Genomic DNA, 19290 nt, shown 5'->3' with positions numbered 1-19290 from the left:
AAGCATCCTATTCATGTTGTTATTTTTGATGAAAACAACATGAATAGTAATCCTTACAATAAAAATTTATGGTACTAAAAAGTATTGATTTCGGAATTCTGGTTAATTTCAATTCCTTCGTATAAGTCCTGTAGAAAATTATCTAACGAAATTACATCCTGCTTTTCCTGATAGATATTCTGTGCAGATATTAGTTTTAGGAAAATCCCGTCTTCAAATATTTCACACTCCAGATTTACTCCATAAAAGTCCAGGAATTTTTCAGAATAAATTTTTCCGTTTTCGTTAATCTCTCTTTTAGAATTTAAACTTCCTTCTCTAACAAATAAATTTAAATATCCAATTACATTCTGGTCGATGTCATATCCTGAGATTTCCATTACATCTTGTCTTATGGTTTCGTATGGAATTCTTTGATATGTTCTGTTTTGAAGATATTTAATATACGTTTCTAAAATAAATTCCAGACTCATTGTTTGATGATCTCCATGATATGAAATTGGCAGAGCATTATCTGTAACTCCCAGTATCTGATTTAGATCCATACCTTGGATTTCCTGCTCCCTGCCATTAACTAAGAAACTGTACAATCCTTTGTTTTCGATGTTAAGAGCGTTTAAAATCATCTCATAAAACCCAATAAAAAAAGCACTTATAGGAAGATTATTCTGCTTTGCTGCTTTTTTTATGCCGTCAAATCTGTCGCTTGTAATAGTTACTTCCTGAATTATATTTACTGACTCTTTTTTATTCTTCGAATCATTAAAATGCAATGGTGCTTTTTGGAGTGTTTCTTTCCAGTATTCTCTTTCTCTTACACCTTCATCAGATGATAAAAATTCTCTCTTTTTAATTATAAAATCAAAAGGATGATTGTAATTATTCAGTCTTCCTTTTCCTTGAAAATAACTGCAAAGCTCCTGATAGATTTTATCGACAGAATATTGATCTAATAATGAATGATGTATCTTTAAAGTTATTCCGGCATCATTGGTATGTGCTTCCTGCTGTAAAACCAAACATCTTATAAGTGCTTCATTTTCGAGATCATAAGGTCTTCCTAAAAAATTATCTTCTATTTTTAAAATCTCTTCCTGCTCAGCAAAAGAAACATCTTGAATTAAGATTTCCATTTCTACATCATCCGGATGGATATATCGCTGAAAAACTTTATTGTCTATTTTTTCCAGTTTCATAGACAAGGCTGGAATGCCTAAAAGAAATTCTCTAAAATTCTTTTCAAATGAATTTCTATCAAAATCAGGCATTGTTTCTTTTATAGTTACACAGGCGTATTGAGATTTATAAAATCTAATTTGATTTGGAGACAATTCAACTAAATCACCATAAAACCATCCAGATTTTTTCTCTGTATCAGTAACAGTATGTATCTTTTCAGCTGACTTTAAAGCCAGAGTTTCGATTAAATTCTCTAATTTATTTTGATAAGAATCACTTAGTTTTTGAATGGTTTGTGCTGAGTATCTTTCGCTTGAATATCCTATTGATAAGCTTAAACCTCCTGCAACCATCATTCCTGATATGTCTAATAAAATACTGCTTTCGCTGTTTCGAATATCAATTGATGAACCAATACCTTCTGAAGAAAATTCAAACATAACTTTATTATCAGTTTTTCCCGCATTTGCGCCAAAATCTCCTAAATAATTAAACTGAATGCTTGGAATTAGTTCATTACTAAATGGTTTATCTAAATAATGTAAAATACCGTAACCTATTCCTTTATTTGGAATTTTGCGCAGAGATTCTTTTACTGCAGTAACTTGATTTGTTTTATCCTGAACATCTAAAACAAAAGGATATACACTTGTAAACCAACCAACTGTACGACCAATATCTACTCCTTCGATGATTTCCTCACGGCCGTGGCCTTCCATTTTTACAACACTTTTACTTATTCCAAAAACTTCCTGGACTGCTAATCCTAAACCAGTCAATAGAATATCGTTTATTTCTGTATTGTATACATCATGAACCTGGGTTTGTAATTTCTCTGTAATAGCATTATCTAATGCAAAGACATTTCTTTTATCAATTTTCAGGGTTTTAGCAGATGGTTCATAATCAGATGGCAATAAAGGGATTAACTCTTCGCTCATTTCTTCCCAATAGATTCTCTCTGACTGCATTTCTGTGCTTTTTGCAAAATCTTTCTGCAAGGATGCCCAACGTTGAAATGAGTCTGTTTTTGCTGGTAATTTAACTTCGTTATCTGATTGATATGAGCCATACAGACTTGATAAATCTTCCAACAGAATACGCCATGATACACCATCGACAACTAAATGATGAATTATTAAAGCCAGTCTGTCTCCGTCTGACATTCTAAAATGTCCAACATGAACCAAAACTCCTGAGCTGATATCAAATGAAGCCTGAAGTTCATTTCCTAGTTTGTTTAAAGCTGCTAATTGATCTGATTCATCTCTTAAATCATAAAAACTAATTTTATAATGAGCGTTTAAAGCATCTTCATTAGACTGTTCCCATCTCGTATTTGTTTGTTTATAAACCATTCGCAAAGCATCATGATGTTTTACTAAAGAAGCAATTGAACGCTCTAGTACAGATGGTTCCAGCTCTTCTTTACTTTTTAACAGTACGGACTGATTGTAATGATTTTTGTTTGGTATGGTTTCTGTCTCAAAAAAGTAGTACTGAATTGGTGTTAATTCTACTTCGCCTGCCACTTCTTTTTGGTCAACAGCAATAGTATTTATTTCTACCAGTTTAGCTAAATCTTCTAATACGGGTTGTCTTAATATTTGTTCTACTTTTATAACATAACCTTGTTGTTTTAAACGAGAAATCAGCATGATTGATTTTATAGAATCTCCTCCAAGATTGAAAAAACTGTCCTTTACTCCAATTTTTTCATATTTCAAAACTTCAGACCATGCGGCCGCAAGCAGTTTTTCTTCTGATGTTCTTGGTGCTATGTATTCTTCTTTTATTAAATCACTTTCAACAACGTCTGGAAGTGCTTTTCTATCGACTTTACCGCTTGTGTTCATTAGAATAGATTCTACCTGAACAAAATACCCCGGAATCATGTATTCTGGCAATATTTTACCTAACGCTGCCTGCAGCTTTCTTTTATCTAATTCAACATCAGAAACATAATAAGCGACCAGATACTTATCATCTTGATTTTCTTTAACCACAACAACGGCATGCTTAACCTCATCCTGTAAAGAAAGATGTTTTTCTATCTCTTCTAATTCAATTCGATAGCCTCTTATTTTTACTTGTTCGTCGATTCTTCCTGTATATTCTATATTTCCATCTGCCAGCCATTTTCCTAAATCACCGGTTTTGTACATAATTTCACCTTCCTTATATGGGTTAGGTATAAATTTTTCAGCGGTTAATTCGGGTCTGTTCAAATATCCTCTGGCTAATCCGGCACCTGTAATATAAATTTCTCCAATTGCTCCTTCTGGCAATAAATTAAGATATTCGTCTAAAATGTAAACTTCAGTATTAGCTATAGGTTTACCAATAGGTACAGTTTTAGATAATAATTCAGATCCTTTTTCTATTTTAGATATTGTTCCTAAAACGCATACTTCTGTAGGGCCGTATGCATTAAAGAAATTTCCGTGCTGAACAAACTCTGCTACTTTATCATAAACTGCTGATTCTCCTCCTGTTATTAAAACTTTAAATCCTTTTAAAGATTGAACATCAAGCATTTTAAAAAATGCCGGAGGCAGAATAGAAATATCTATATTATTTTCGACAACATAGCTTTCAAACAATTTTACATCTTTGCGTGTTTCTTCATTTAAAATAAACAAAGAATGTCCTCCAAGAAGTGAAATAAAAATTTCATAAATCGAAGCATCAAACGAATGTGATGAGTATTGCAGCCAATTTGAGCAGTTATAGGGTTTAAAAAGTTCTATTTGTGAAACAGCTGTATTTATTAACCCAGAATGTTTTATCATAACTCCTTTTGGATTTCCTGTTGATCCTGAAGTATAAATTACATAAGCCAAATCAGCCGGAAGCAGGTTTACATCCTGATAAATATTTTCTTCCGGATTTGTATCCAGTTCTACATCTATCGAAAAAATATCACCCTGGTAAAAATCCAGGTCAAAAATAAAAGCAGTTTCGGTAATTAATAATTTCAAATCTGCATCTTGAGCTATATAAAGCTTTCTATTGCTTGGTAATTCTGTATCAATAGGCACATAAACTCCTCCTGCTTTTAATATTCCTAAAATAGAAACAATAGATAATTCACTTTTGGTTAAGTGTACACCTATAAAATCATTTTTTTTAATATTAAACTTATTTTGTAAAGTTTGAGCCAGAGAATTAGATAATGTATCTAGTTCTTTGTAAGTTAGTTTCTTGTCAGTAAAAGTAACAGCAATATTATCTGGTGCGTTTTTAACCTGTCTGTCAAATAATTCAACTGCTGTTTTATGCATTGAATAATCGGCTTTATAAGAATTAAATTCATGCAGCAATTGTTGTTTTTCATCTTCAGATAAGAAGCTGATGTCTTTAACAGGAATCTCAGGATTATTTGAAATTTGAGATAAAATGCTGCTGTAATGAGCCATAAAGCGTTTTATCATTTCAGGTTCATAAATATCTGTATTAAAATTCATTGAAAAAGAAACGTAGTCATTTATTTCCTGAAAGTGAAATTCGATATCATGTTTACATTTTCCTGTTCCTAGAGTTTTAATTACATTATACTGCGTTTCTGCATAATTGTTTGAACTACTGTCGTGAAACGTAAATGACATATCATAAACAGGAGTTCTTCCCGGATCATGATTTAGGTTTAAATCGCTCACTAACTCATCAAACGGATAATCCTGATGTTTAAAGGCTGCTAAAGTATTTTTCTTAACTTCTTTAAAAAATTTGACAAAACTGTCTTCTGGAGAAAGATGATTTTTGAGCACCAGAGTTTTAATATAAAAACCTATTTGATTTTCAAGCTCGTAATCTTCTCTTCCGGCCATTGGGAAGCCAAGAATTATATTTTTTTCATTAGTATACTTGTATAAAAGTATTTTTAAAACTGATAATAATCCCATGAAAACACTTCCTTCTTCTTTTTGAATTATGTGTTTTAAATTTTTAATACTTTCCGGAGCTATATTAGTTTGAAAATGACAGCCGTTGTATGTTCTAAATTTTGGTCTCTTTTTATTTGAAGGCAGATTTAAAGCTGCTAAATCACCGCTTAAATTTTCTTTCCAAAATTCTTTGTGTCCTTTCATTTCGTCGCTCACTAATAGAGCATCTTCCCAAACAGAATAGTCTTTATACTGAATTTGCAATTCTGGTAAATTAACTATTGTTTCTGTAAGATAGGATTCATAGTAAGCCAGAACTTCTTTTTCTAATATGCCCAGCGACCACTCGTCGCTAATAATGTGGTGCATGTTATAGTAAAAACAGTATTCTTCTTCTGCTGTCTGCAAAAGTGATGCTCTAAGTAATGGCCCATTGATTAAATCAAAGGGCTTAAATGAATCTTCTTTTATATAATCTGCCACTGCAGACTGAATGTTGGTTTCGTTTCTAAAATCTTTATAATCAATTTTAAAATTTAAAGTATTTCGATCTAAGATGTATTGCTTTAACTCACCATTTTCATTTTCATTAAAAACTGTTCTTAGTATTTCATGTCGGTCAATAACAGAATCTATTGCTTTCAATAAATACAATTTGTTTTTTACCCCTTCTAAAATTTTAGAGGCCGGCATATTGAATGAAATAGAAGCTTCTTCGTTCTGGCAAACAATCCACAATCTTCTTTGTGCTGATGAAACAGCATAATTATCAGACTGCTGTGCTTTTTCTATTTTGGTTCGTGATTCTTTTTTTAAAGATTTTAAATAAAGAATAATCTCTTCTTTGTTCTCTTTAATTTCATTAATCATTTCTGCTGGAATCTTACCTTTATCGGCAGCAACTTCGATGTTTTCCTCATCATTAAGTTTTATGTAAATATGGTGTTCCTTTAATTTGTTAAGCAGATTATTTATATGATTTTTCATGACAAATTTTATTTTTAAGATTTATTAATTAGAAAAAGCATTCAGCATCTTTTTTATTTATACTCAATAGTTTTTTCTCCAAACAGTCTTTCTGCATCTATACCTCTTTCTATGCATTCTGCTACAAGCTGGTTAGATTCTACAATAGGACGTGACTCATCTGTATATTTAATTGAACTGATAAATTCCAGCCAAGGCTCTAATCCCATTGCATAAACAAAGACATTTCTTGGTTTAAAAATATCAACCAGTGACATTCCCTGCTTGCTGTCACAACCTGCTAATCTTCTGGATAAATCTTTTTCCCTGTCTAATTTTTCCGGCATTAATGGCCCATAAAGCCAGGAAAGAGGTGCTCCATCGCATTCCATACCTAAAAATAAAACATCTGCATCTCCAAGAACTTCATGGATTTTTTGATAAATTTTAGGTTCAATATTGCAGGAGTCTGCTGTAAATAGAATTTTTAAATCATTATGCAATGCAATATGATAGCATAATTTACTTCTAATATCGATATCCGAATGTTCTCCTAAAAATGGTAATCCGGTTATAGTACAGCCATGCATTTCAATATTTTGCATTTCGTCTAATTGGATTACATTGTTAAAACCAATGGCATTAAACATCATTTTGATACTTGGATCCTGCAGGTTTCCTTTTCCGCTGCTGGGAACAATTATATGTTTGATACGATGTCTTAACTGTAATAAAGTCTCTAACAATATATGATCCTGATGATTATGTGTTATCAATACATAATCTATTTGATCCGGTAAATCGCTGATTGTATATCTGTTAACTTCTTTTTCGTATCCGTCATAACTAATTACCGGATCAACAAGAATAGAAATCTCATTTGTTTCTACCAGAACACATGCATGTCCAAAATATCTTGTTCTAACTCCAGAACCACTATATTTTGTAAATTTTGGCGGTGCTTCTTTTGTAAAAAATTGTTTAAACAATTCTTCCTGATTATCACTTACTCCTAAAAGTTGTTTTATTTTATTGTAATCATTTGGAGTTTCTTTCATTTTAAAAAGTTCATCTATAACTTCTGATTTAAATGGTATATCTAAGTGAACTAAATTATCGTCATCTAATCTTGGCGTACTTAAAACAAAAGAACGGGAGTCATCTGCTTCTACTAATTGTAAAGAGATCGTTTGTGCTGACTCATCGTAATATTTACTTTTATACAATAAATTTTCAAAAAATCTGAAATTTGGATTATTGTTAAGGTCATAATATAACTCAACATAACCTTTTAAAATTTCAGGAACTTTGTCATATAAAAGGTTTAAAGAATATCCTTTGGCTTCTTTTCTTAATATTTCATTTAGTTCTAAAATTGCTTCTCTTAACTCTAGTAAATCAGCTCTTTTTTCTAAGGTTTCATCGTATAGAGACTTAATTTCATCTACTCTTTTTCCTTTATAATCAATAAATGGTCCGCCTAACATTTTAGGATTTTCGACAGCAGCGGCATGTACACTAGGATTCTTGATATAGGATTCCATGATTTTTAAATGTCTGTCTTTTATGTTCATTGCTGCAGTTGCAGGCGATATTAAGTATGACCAAGCATACCATTTATCTACTAACGATTCAATTGCTACGTTTAATTTTAAATAATATTGATTTGTATTTAGTTCCATTTTATTCGATTTTTTACTTATTAAATAACTACTTTGTCTGATATATTCTCTTCACTCAATTGATACTCGTACCAGGCTTTGTTTGATATTTCTAATGCCAGGGCTTTTACAGTAGGGTTTAAAAAGAATGTTTCTAAGTTTATCTTTACGCCCAGCGTTTTGTTAATTCCTCCAATAATCATCATTGCTTTAATACTGTTACCGCCCAGAGCAAAAAAGTTGTCGTTTACTCCTATTTTGTCTATATCCAGAACTCGTTTCCAGACTTCAATAAGTTTAAACTCTTCTTCGGTATCAGGAGCTATATATTCTTCTCTGATTAAATCAGTATCATCTACATCCGGGAGAGCTTTTCTGTCTACTTTATCGTTTGTTGTTAAAGGGATAACATCTAATTGTACATAGTAAGCAGGTATCATGTAATCTGGCAGCATTTTGCTTAGATTTTCGGTCAAAATCTTCTTATCAAGCTCATAATCTGACACATAATAAGCTACTAAACATTTTTCGCCTTTAATTTCTTTAACAAGAACTACAGAATGTTTAATTCCTTCCTGAGATAACAGTTGTTTTTCGATTTCTCCTAATTCTATTCTGTAGCCTCGAATTTTTACCTGACCATCTATTCTTCCCATAAATTCAATATTCCCATCTGGTAACCAGCGTGCCAAATCACCTGTTTTATAAATTTTTTGACCAGATTTAAATGGATTTTCAATGAATTTTTCGTTTGTAAGCTCTTCATTATTCAAATATCCATTAGAAAGGCTTTCTCCCGAGATACATAACTCTCCTATTACGCCAACAGGCTGCATGTTAAGTTTATCGTTTAATATATAAACCTGAACATTTGATATTGGTTTTCCAATAGGAACATTTTTATCTGTTTTAGACTGACAATCATAATAAGTAGCCACTACTGTATTTTCTGTAGGTCCGTAATTATTATAGATTTTCAGATTGCTATCTTTTGAGTAAACTAAAGCTTCCCCGCCTGTTAGTAATTTGGTCTCTAACCCTGATACATTTTCTTCTATTATATCCTGACAAATTTTTGAAGGAATGTAAGAATGGGTAATCTTATTTGTTTTTAAGAAAGAAACCAGATTTTCTATTTGAAATCTTGTCTCATCATCCTGAATAGGATACAATGAAGCTCCAGAGATTAAATAAGGGAAGATTTCCCAAACTGATGCATCAAAAGCAACTCCTGCATACAGGGTACCTCGGCTCTGAGCATTGACTTCATATGTCTTAGTATGCCAAAAACATAAATTAACCAGACTTTTGTTTGATATCATTACTCCTTTTGGTGTACCTGTAGATCCTGATGTATAAATTACATAAGCTAAATCATCACTAGATCTGTCAATATTTAATTTGACTGCCGATAAATTTTCTTTGTTTAAATTAAAATCGTTTATAATTTGTTGATCTATTAATACTTTGGCTTTTGTTTCTTCGACAATAGTATTTATTCTATTTTCAGGATAATTGACATCTAAAGGAACATAAGTCGCGCCTATTTTTAAGACTGCTAAAATTGATACAATCAGATATTCGCTTCTTTCTAGTTTAATTGCCGCAAGATCTCCTTTTTTAATATCTGAGTGAGCTGTTAAAAACCCGGCCATTTTATCTGTCAGATTATCTAATTCACGATAAGTCAGAATACAATCTTCAAAAGAGACTGCAATGTTATCAGGAGCTTTTTTAACTTGTTCCTCAAACAATTCAATTACTGTTTTATCTTTTGGAAATGCTGATTCAGTATCATTGAAATCTACTAATATCTTGTGTTTTTCATCTTCTGTTAAATAGACTACATCACCTAATTTTACATCATCCTCTTTACTGAATTGTTCTACTATATTGATAAAATGCTGCGAAATATTTTTTATCGCTTCTTTTTCAAAGGCTTCTGAATTATAGCTGAAATCTATCTTTAATTCAGAATTTGATGGATTTACAATAATCGTAAAGTCATAATTTGTTTGTTCAAAGGTTTTTACTTCTTCTACATTTATGGTTTGTTTATCGTGATATTCTTCAGAAGTATCAGCGGCAGTTTCCTGAACAAAATAGTTTTCAAAAACCATTAAATTTTTAATCAGTTCTACTCCTAAAATACTTTGAGACTGAACATCAGACAAATTCATGTAATGATGTGAGGCACTTTTTATAGCTTCTGATTGAAGTTGTTTTAACAATGATTTTGGAGTATCATTATTAGTATATTTCAATCTTACCGGTATTGTATTTATAAATAGTCCAACGATTTCTTCGACTCCGGATAATTCTCCCGGACGACCAGAAACTACAGACCCAAAAACAACATCTTGTGTATTATTATATCTTGATAATAAATAGCCCCAGACTCCTTGAACGAAAGTGTTAACTGTTATGCCAATCTCCTGACATAACTGACTGATTCTTTGATAGAGTTCTCCATTTATATCAAAATTAAAATGTTTAACTTCGAATTTTAGCGGCTGTTTTTTCTTAAACGGAATATCTATGATTGTTTCCAATCCGTCTAAATAATTTTTCCAGTAGTTTAATGATTCTTCTTTATCTACTTTTGACAGCCATTTTATGTACTCTGAATATTTTACAGGTTTAGGCTGATCTATCGACTTATTAGATGAAATGGCATCTATAATATTTCCAAAATCATTAATCAAAATACTCATACACCAGCCATCCATCAAAATATGGTGGTGACTCCAGATGAATACGAAATGATCGTCTTCGAGCTCCAAAACTTTCAATCTCATTAGTGAAGGTTCTTCAAAATTAAATCCAGATGCTCTGTCTTCTTTTTTCCTTCTTTCTATGAAATTTTCAATAGTCTCATTATCATTTTTTACAACTTTTTCGTGTGAGAAATGACCTTCTGCAGATTTATAAACAACCTGCAATGGCAATTCTGCAAGATTATTGACAAAAGCTGTTCTTAAAACTGAGTATCTTGAGATTAGTTCATTAAAAGCTTTTCTAACAGATTCAATAGATAATCCTTTTGCATTTAAGCTGTAAGACATCTGCTCAAAATACATTGGACTGGTTTTGTCTACTAACCAATGATAGTATAAACCTTGCTGCAACGGAGATAACTCGTAAACATCTTCAATGTTATTGTCTTTATTTAGCTGTACTAATTCTTCATAAGACAAATTACTATAAGTCAAATCCGAAGGTGTAAGCTGAGATTCTTTCGTTTGTGAAAGTTCTGTTATAAGTTTTACAAGTTTATTTTGATAAGCATCTGTAAGTCTGTCTATTGTTTCTTGTGAATATTTTTTTGCAGAGTACCCAATATTAATATTCAGTTCACCTGCTACCATCATTCCTGAAACATCTAATAAAATAGTACTTTGGCTATTTTTAATATCTATAGATGAACCAATGCTCTCTCCTGCAAATTCAAATATGGTTTCATTATCAGACTCTCCGGAATTTGAACCAAAATCTCCAAGGTAGTTGAATTGAACACTTGGAAGTAAAGAAGATTCAAAAGGCGCATCCAGATAATTTAAAATACCATAACCTATCCCTTTATTTGGAATTTTACGCAATGATTCTTTAACAGAAACCAATGGATTATTTCCTGACACATTTAAAACAAATGGGTAAATACTTGTAAACCAGCCAACCGTACGACCAATATCTACTCCATCAATAATTTCTTCACGGCCATGACCTTCCATTTTTACTGCAGTCTTGCTAACATCAAAAACTTCTTGTATCGCCTGACCTAGTCCCGTTAAAAGGATATCATTTATTTCTGTATTGTATACATTATGAACCTGTGTCTGCAGTTTTTCAGTTATTAATCGATCTAATACAAAACCTTTTTTTGTATCTATACTAACTGTTTCAGATTCTTGGTCATAGTCTGTAGATAGTACTGGTACTTGTTCTTTACTGATTTCTTCCCAATATTTTCTTTGTAACTGCATCTCTCTGCTCTTTGCAAAATCTTTCTGCAAGTATGCCCAGCGCTGAAATGAATCTGTTTTTGCTGGTAATTTAACTTCGCTGTCTGACTTATAAGAATCATACAGATTTGATAAATCTTCTAACAAAATACGCCATGATACGCCATCGACAACTAAATGCTGAATTATTAAAGCCAGTCTGTCTCCGTCAGACATTCTAAAATGCCCCACATGAACCAAAACTCCTGAGCTGATATCAAATGAAGACTGAAGCTCATTTCCTAGTTTGTTTAAAGCAGATAATTGATCTGATTCTTCTCTTAAATCATAAAAATTAATTTTATAATGAACATCTGAAGCATCTTCATTAAACTGTTCCCAGCTCGTATCAGTTTGTTTATAAACCATTCGCAAAGCATCATGATGTTTTACTAAAGAAGCAATTGAACGCTCTAGTACAGATGGTTCCAGCTCTTCTTTACTTTTTAACAGTACTGACTGATTGTAATGATTTTTGTTTGGTATGGTTTCGGTTTCAAAAAAGTAATGCTGAATTGGTGTTAATTCTACTTCGCCTGTTGTTTCGATTTGCTCGATATTATTTGTAATTGTTACAACAAATCGAGCCAGATCTTCTAATACTGGATTTCGTAATATATTATCAATCTTCAATACATAACCGCGTTGTTTTAATTTAGAAATAATCAGGATAGATTTAATAGAATCACCTCCCAGATTATAAAAATTGTCTTTTACTCCAATTTTTTCATACTTTAAAACTTCTGTCCAGACTTCTACTAATGCTTTTTCTTCTTCATTTCTTGGCGCTGTATATTCTGTTTTAATTAAATCACTTTCAATAACTCCAGGAAGTAATTTTCTATCAACTTTACCATTTCCGGTTAAAGGAATGGCATCCATAGCTACAAAGAAATTTGGAACCATATACTCTGGCAGCTGCTGCTGGATATAGCTGCGAAGTGATGCTTTATCTACTTCAGTATCTGAAACATAATAGGCAACTAAAATTTTATCTCCATTTAATTCGCAGGTATCTACTACAAACTGTCTGATATCGCTTGAGTATCCCAATAAAACAGCTTCTATTTCTCCCAATTCTATACGATGGCCTCTAATTTTTACCTGATTATCGATTCTGCCTATGTATTCAATATTTCCATCTGTCTGCCATCTGCCAAGATCTCCAGTTTTATAAAGTCTTTCTTCTGGGTTAAACGGATTTACTATAAATCTTTCAGCAGTAAGTTCCGGGCGATTTAGATATCCTCTTGCTAAACCTGAACCGCCAATATACATTTCGCCAATAACTCCTGCCGGAACTATATTTTTAAATTCATCCAGAATTAAACAGCTTAGTGTTGGTATTGGTTTACCAATATTTGACTGTCCTAAATCAATTTCTTTTTTTCCTATTTCTTTGTAAGTTACATGCACAGTAGTTTCTGTAATACCATACATGTTTATCAATTTAGCATCAGGATATTTATTGTGCCAGCTGGAAAGCATTGCCGGATTTAAAGCCTCACCGCCAAAAATTATATATCTAAGTTTTAAATCTCTTTTTGGGCAGACTTTTTCGCACTCTATAAAATTATAAAATGCAAGAGGTGTCTGATTTAATATAGTTACAGATTCGTTGTAGATTAATTCTACAAATCCTGGAGTATTTTGAGCTAATTCTTTAGAAACTACAACTAATTTTCCTCCATAAAGTAAGGCACCGTAAATTTCCCAAACAGAAAAATCAAAACTGTAAGAGTGAAACATAGTCCAGACATCATCTTCATTAAAATCAAATAAAGGTTTGTCTGTAAAAAATAATCGCACAACGTTTTTATGTTCTAATAATGAACCCTTCGGATTACCCGTTGTTCCAGAAGTATAAATTACATAAGCAAGATTATTAGATTTTATATACTGATCTAAATTAGCTTTTGAATATTTATTTTTTTCTGAACTAAATTTTTCTAATTCAGCTTCATCAATAATAACTTTACAATTACTATCTTTTTCGATATACTCTTTTCTGCTTTCAGGATAACTTGGATCAATAGGCACATAAGCTCCTCCTGATTTTAAAACAGCTAAAATTGAAACTATTAATTTTTCGCTTCTGTCTAATTTTATGCCTAATAAATCATCTGGCTGAATTTTGTATTTCTCTCTTAAATAATGCCCAAGCTGATTGGCTTGTTCATTAAGTTCTGAATAAGTAAGTTTTGTGTTTTCAAAAACTAATGCAGTATTATCCGGAGTTTTGGCAGCCTGTTCTTCAAATAAATCTACAATGGTTTTTTCTTTAGGATACCCTGCTTCGATATCATTAAAATCAACTAAAATCTGCTGTTTTTCTTTGTTAGATAAATAATCAGCAGCCATTATTTCATTTTCAGGCTTATCAATTAATAATAAAAGTAGTTTCTCAAAATGAATAAATAGATTTTCTATAAAAAGCTTGTCATAAATATCTGTATTGTACTCAATGCTTAATAATAAATTCTCAGTTTCCATAAAAGCAAAGATCAAATCAAACTGCGCTTTTGTATGCGTTACTTTTTGATCCTCAATTACAATTCCTAATAACTTTTCGTTGTCAAAATTGTTAAGTTTTGACTGGTTTTGCAGTACAACCACAATATCAAACAAAGCCGATCTGCTGCTGTCGCGTTTCATTTCAAGTTTATCTACAAGTTCATCAAATGCATATTTTTGATGCTCATAACCGTCTAATATCAACTGTTTTTCATGACGCAGTAAATCCAGGAAAGTAAAACCTTCGCCTATTCTTGTTCGTAAAGCCAGAGTATTTAGATAAAGTCCTATTTGATTCTCTAAATCAGAATGATCTCTTCCCGCAATTGGAGAACCAATAATAATATCATTTTGTCCTGTATATCTTTTTAACAAGGCATTGACTCCTGCCATCAATGTCATAAATAAAGTAGCATCTTGTTTTTGAGAAAAAGCATTTAATTTTTCTGTAAACTCTTTAGAAAACTGATAATTTAAATAATTCCCATTATAAGTTTTCACTACAGGTCGTTTCTTAGCACCTGGCAATTCAATTACAGGAAGCGATCCTGAAAATTGGTCCAGCCAATACGTTTCAGATTTTTTATAATGTTCTTGCTGCGATTCCTGATTTAACCAGTTTGCATAATCTTTATATTGAATTCTTAATTCTGGTAAGTTTATTTCTTTTTCTTCAACAAGAGAATTGTAAATGGTTAACATTTCTTTGAATAGTACCACAGACGACCATCCATCACTTATAATATGATGCATTGTCATAAAGAAAACATATTCTTTTTCTTCTGATTTAAGTAATGAAATGCGTACCAGCGGCGCTTTCTCTAAATCAAAAGCAACTGCATTTTCTTTAGAAAGATAAGCTTGTATTGCTGTTTCTTTTTCAGTACTAGAACTTAAATCGATATACTTAAGATTAAAATCCAATTCATCAATTGGAGTTATAAACTGGCGCAATTCTCCATTTTCATCAAATTTGAAAGACGTACGCAGCGCTTCATGTCTGTTGATCAAAAAGCGGAATGATTCTTCCAATTTTACAGCATTCAATTCTCCTTTAAATTGAAGAGGCATAGATAGATTATGCGCCAATGAAGCATCTTCGACCTGACTTAGCACCCAAAGTCTATGCTGTGATGTTGTTAATGGATAAGAACTTTGTAAGCCTGCTTTCTCGATTGGACTGTACTGCTCTTCTTTTAATTGATTAGATAAAGATTCAATTGTAGGATTTTCAAAAAATACTTTTACAGAAGTATTTAATCCTAATTCCTTTTTTATTCTATTGATTGCTCTGACAGCCAGCAAACTGTGTCCGCCTAAATCAAAAAAGTTATCTGTTATTCCAACTTTATCAATTTTTAAAACTTCCTGCCAGATAACAGCCAGTTTCTCCTGAGTTTCATTTTGAGGAGCAGCATAATCCTTTGCCGCTAAATCATCTAATGAGACAGTTGGAAGTTTAGTTTTATCAATTTTACCATTTTTAGTTAATGGAAAACTTAACATATGTATAAAAGCAGATGGAAGCATATATTTAGGAAGCTTGTTTAAAAGCTGTTCTTCCATAAAGTTTTTATCAATTTCAGAATCAGATACGTAGTACAAAACAATCATCTGTTTATTTGTATCAGCGATCGCTTTAACACTTTTAACAGCTGGAATTTCAGCCATAATATTCTCTATAGCATCTAATTCTATTCTGTGTCCTAGTATTTTAACCTGATTGTCATTTCTGCCAATGAACTCCATAGTTCCGTTAGGCATAAATCTTGCTAAGTCACCCGTTTTATATATTCTTTTTTGATTTGTGATTCCTTCTATTGGTCCATTTAAAAAAGCTTCTTTTGTGCGTTTTTCATCATTAAAGTAACCTCTTCCTACGCATGGACCTGCCAGGTAGATTTCACCTTTAACCCCAACTGGAACTCTTTCTCTATTTTCGTCAAGAATATGAACCTCAAAATTTTGTATAGGCTGTTTCATTACCGGAACAGAATAACTTTGAGGAACTTCCTGCATGAAAAAATGCGACATATCATCAGAAACTTCAGTAGCTCCGTATGTATTTACAATTGGTATCTGCGGGTAAGCATCCAGCCATCTTTTAACCATTGCTTTGGTTAAAGTTTCAGCATTTAAGATCAGTGTATCGAGGTGAAGCGTAATTTCATTATCTTCATTTTCAAGGTAATTGAGAATTTCCAATAAATAAGAAGGCACTAATTCCAGTAATGTAACCTTGTCTTTTGCTATACTGTTTACAAATTCGTTAATCTCAAGAATCGTTTCTTCATCGTATATTACACTAGTTGCTCCTGCTGCTAAAGGTGCAAAAAACTGCCAGACAGAAATATCAAAAGTATGCGGTGCATTTTGTGCTACAACACTTTCTTCATGAATGTTCATTTCTGTAACCTTAGACAGAATATGATTTAACATTCCATAATGTTCAATCATCGCTCCTTTTGGTCTTCCAGTAGAGCCGCTGGTGTAAATTACATAAGCAAGGTCTTCTGACCCGATTGTAACATTTAACGGAAGATCTGATAGGTCTTTTAAAACAGGTTCAACAGCCTTTAAATCAATAACAGGAACGTCAATAGGCAATCTTTTAAGCTGTTCCAAAACGCTGCTGTCATCTGTAATTACAGCTTTAAGATTTGAATTTTCGATAATATGCTGCAAAGCATCATCACCAAGATTTACAGCAACCGGCACGTAGGCACTTCCTGTTTTCCAAACAGAAAGAATACCGCTTACCATATTAATGGATCTTGAAAGCATTATACCAAAAAGGTCGTCTTTTCCTGCAGAAAATTCATTCTGAATATAACGTGCAAGTTTGTTCGTTTTTTGATCTAATTCTTTATACGTAATGTGTTGCTCTTTGCAGGAAATGGCAATTTTTTCAGCTTGGTTTTTGCACTGCTCCGCAAGAAGTTCGATAATGTTTTTATTTAATGAAAAATCAGTTTCCGGCAGATTTATTGTATTTAAAAGCTGCTGTTCTTTATTTCCTCTAAACTCTAATTTGTTTATTGGTTCATATAAATTTTGAAGTATTTCGCTTAATAGTTTATTAAAATTATCTGCAAAAACATACAACAGATCATTATCAATCATTTCTCCTTTACATACAATTTTTAATGAAGGCGTGTTACTTTTAAAATCAAAAACAAATAAAGTTCCGGCTATATCCAGAATATCGCTGTCAGTATCATTTACAGCTATTCCAAATGGTATTTTATTTTTGAAGTCTTGAAAGTTTAAAAAAGAATCTTTAAATATTTCCAGATCAAAACTATTCTCAATTGATTCCAAAAGAGCTATTTTACCTGTTGAAAAAAGACCTTTAAAATTTTCATTCTTATCTAATTGATGACGCAGAACAAAAAATTCATGGTCATTTTCTATATAATCCTCAAATTGAGACAAACGTGAAATAAAAATAGATGTCTCTTCATACTTTTGAAGCAGAATGCTTAAAGTACAAGAATAAAAATTATACATCAATATATCTGATCCATTACAGATTTCCTGAATTCTGGTAACATCATTTACATCCAAGTCTAATTCAATCTGAGAGTTTGTTTTACTCTCAGATTTTATATGTACTCCTTCAAAAAATGTATTCGAATCAGTGTTTTGATTTTCGTTTAAAAATCTATTTAAAAATTCTTCTGTTTTAGCTTTCTTAAGACTCAATACTTTCATAATTCAGGGTAGTTTTTTTAATTTCAGACATTACTTCTTTTAAACATTCTTTTAAAACATCTACAATTTCATCCAATTGCTCCTCGTTAATTACCAATGGCGGCGAAATTTGAATATGATCTCCCAGAACCCCGTCTACAGAACCTCTTCCTGGATACAGGACAACTCCTTTTTGAATTGCTTTTTCGCCCAGCATTTTTGAAATTCCCATAGAAACCGGAAATGGCTCTTTTGTGCTTTGGTTTTGAACAATTTCAACACCGCATAACAGCCCTTCGCCGCGAACATCACCAACGATTTCGAACTCGTATAATGCTTTTAGTTTTTCCAGAAACAAAGCTCCCATTCTCTTAGCGTTACCTATAACATCTTCTCTTTCTAAAATGTCCATTACTTTATTTCCAACAGCACAGCCAACCGGATTACAAGCAAAAGTGTAACCGCCAAGAAATGGCGTTTTTGTGTCAATAAAAGGCTGTGTAACATATGCTGAAGCAATTACGGCTGATAAAGGAAAATAACCGCCGCTCATTCCTTTTCCGGCTGCGATAATATCTGGTACAACACCATAATTATCCATACCAAAATTTTTACCTGTTCTTCCAAAACCTGTCAGGATTTCGTCTGTAATAAAAAGGATTCCGTATTTTTTACATATTCTTGAGATTCCTGCAAAATAATTTGCCGGAGGCGGTACTGCACCCATTGCTGAGGCGATTACAGGTTCTGCCACAAAAGCAGCTATTGATTCTGCACCTTCTTCAATAATTGTAGTTTCAAACTCTGCCAGTAAACTTTGAACAAACTGATCTTCATTTAATTCTTCCGGTCTTCTGTAATTGTAAGCCGGAGAAATGTGAGGAAAATTATTAAGCCACTGCTTGTAAAGTTCTCTTCTGATTTTCATTCCTCCTACATCCAGCATAAAAACTGAGTTTCCATGATAAGTATTCCATCTTGAAATTACTTTGTATCGGTTGAAATCTCCTCTTAACTGATGAAATTGTAAAGCAAGTTTAACTGCACTTTCTACCGCTTCAGTCCCGCTCATTACTGTCCACGCTTTGCTAAATCCTGCTGGCGCAAAAGAAACAAGACGATCTAAATAACTTTCGACTACATCTGAGTTAAAAGCGTGTGTTGGCAAAACAGATATTTTAGAAACCTGCTGGTGAATTACATCTGCAATTTCAGTTCTCCCGTGTCCTATATTTGAAACTGCCGAAGATCCTGACGATGCATCTAAATATTTTTTACCATTTTGGTCATATACATATACACCTTTACCGTAATCAATTTTAGGGTAAACTTTATTCATATCCGGGCATACTGCCATAGATTGTATTAAGGATTTAATCATATTGTTTT

General features: G+C 32.3%; 4 protein-coding genes. All 4 read right to left on the bottom strand.

Annotated features, from left to right (window positions below):
• Positions 1 to 74: 74 nt before the first annotated feature.
• The 4 genes from FJOH_RS10915 to FJOH_RS10900 are packed head-to-tail and all read right to left on the bottom strand — an operon-like array spanning position 75 to position 19282.
• Positions 75 to 6053, bottom strand: coding sequence for a non-ribosomal peptide synthetase (locus FJOH_RS10915; RefSeq protein WP_012024167.1), 5979 nt, complete (start codon positions 6051 to 6053; stop codon positions 75 to 77).
• Positions 6054 to 6106: 53 nt separating this feature from the next.
• Entirely contained in the window at positions 6107 to 7714 is a 1608-nt protein-coding gene (locus FJOH_RS10910; RefSeq protein WP_012024166.1) for an MBL fold metallo-hydrolase, read from the bottom strand.
• Positions 7715 to 7734: 20 nt separating this feature from the next.
• The gene (locus FJOH_RS10905) at positions 7735 to 17922 is read right to left on the bottom strand and encodes a non-ribosomal peptide synthetase (protein WP_012024165.1); all 10188 of its coding nucleotides are present in this window, start codon (positions 17920 to 17922) and stop codon (positions 7735 to 7737) included.
• Positions 17903 to 19282 (bottom strand): aminotransferase family protein, encoded by a 1380-nt coding sequence (locus FJOH_RS10900; protein WP_012024164.1) that lies wholly within the window; start codon positions 19280 to 19282, stop codon positions 17903 to 17905. Before FJOH_RS10900 ends, FJOH_RS10905 begins: the two co-directional genes overlap by 20 nt.
• Positions 19283 to 19290: the final 8 nt, after the last annotated feature.

It is taken from the genome of Flavobacterium johnsoniae UW101 (assembly GCF_000016645.1).
GTDB lineage: Bacteria > Bacteroidota > Bacteroidia > Flavobacteriales > Flavobacteriaceae > Flavobacterium > Flavobacterium johnsoniae.
Note: the sequence above shows the minus strand (reverse complement) of the source record. Positions and strands in the feature narration are given on the sequence as shown.